Below are 1,080 nucleotides of genomic sequence, written 5' to 3'. Positions count from 1 at the left end.
TGACGGTGAGCGTCGCTGCAGTCGTGGTCGCCGTGCCGCGGGTCTATCTCTTTAACGGTGTTTCGGCGGTTTTCCATCAGTAAGTTTCCGATCCCGGCCAACGATCGGCGAACGTGATCGCAAACGCGTTCAGAGCGGGCTTCCACCTCGTTATCCATCGTGCCTGGCCCTTGCCTGTCGGGTCGAGCGAACGTGTCACCAAATACAGACACTTCAGCGCAGCCGCCTCGGTAGGGAAATGGCCACGAGCTTTCACCGCCCTCCGATAGCGGGCATTGAGGGACTCAATCGCGTTGGTAGAGCAGAGCACTCGCCGTATCTCTGTGTCGTAATCGAGGAACGGAATGAACTCCTGCCAAGCGTTGGTCCACAATCGGATGATCGCCGGATACCTCTCACCCCAGTGCTCGGCGAGATCGTCCAGCCCCGCGTGAGCGGCAGCCTCGGTCGGTGCCGTGTAGATCGGTCTGAGATCGTGTTTGAGTGCGTCCCAGTGTTGACGTCCCGAGAGCCGAAAGGTGTTGCGGATCAAATGCACGACGCACGTTTGTACCGTCGTGGCCGGCCATACGTTCTCGACGACTTCCGGCAGGCCTTTCAATCCGTCGCAGACCAGGAAGAACACATCCCGAGTGCCGCGATTGCGAATGTCCGTCAGCACGGACATCCAGAATTTGGCGCCCTCACCGCCGGTGCCGGCCCACAATCCGAGCACGTCGCGCCGTCCGTCGAGACTGACGCCGATCGCCGCGTAGATCGGCCGGTTTGCGACCTGCCCGTCTCGAACTTTGACGACGATCGCATCGACGAAAACTGCCGCGTACACCTCGTCGAGCGGACGGGCAGACCAGTCCTGCATCTCCTCGAGGACCTTGTCGGTGATCCGCGAGATGGTCTCCTTCGAGACCGAGGCCCCGTAGATTTCAGCGAAATGCGAACTGATTTCACCAGTCGTTAATCCTTTGGCGTACAACGACAACACGATCTCATCGACCCCGTTCAATCGACGTTGGCGTTTCTTGACGATCTTCGGCTCGAACGTCCCATCCCGCTCACGAGGGACCTCGATCGGGACATGCC

At 59.9% G+C, this 1,080-nt stretch carries 1 protein-coding gene; it reads right to left on the bottom strand.

The genetic code is table 11. The features are described 5' to 3' along the window. Positions 1 to 76 precede the first annotated feature (76 nt). Positions 77 to 1,080 (bottom strand): IS256 family transposase (locus tag ACH5AR_RS33890; RefSeq protein ID WP_396305363.1); only part of this gene is annotated, 1,004 nt, incomplete at its 5' end.

This window comes from Kitasatospora sp. NPDC018619 (assembly GCF_044391605.1).
Taxonomy (GTDB): domain Bacteria; phylum Actinomycetota; class Actinomycetes; order Streptomycetales; family Streptomycetaceae; genus Kitasatospora.
The sequence above is the reverse complement of the archived record's forward strand: the minus strand, read 5'-3'. Positions and strand labels throughout refer to the sequence as shown.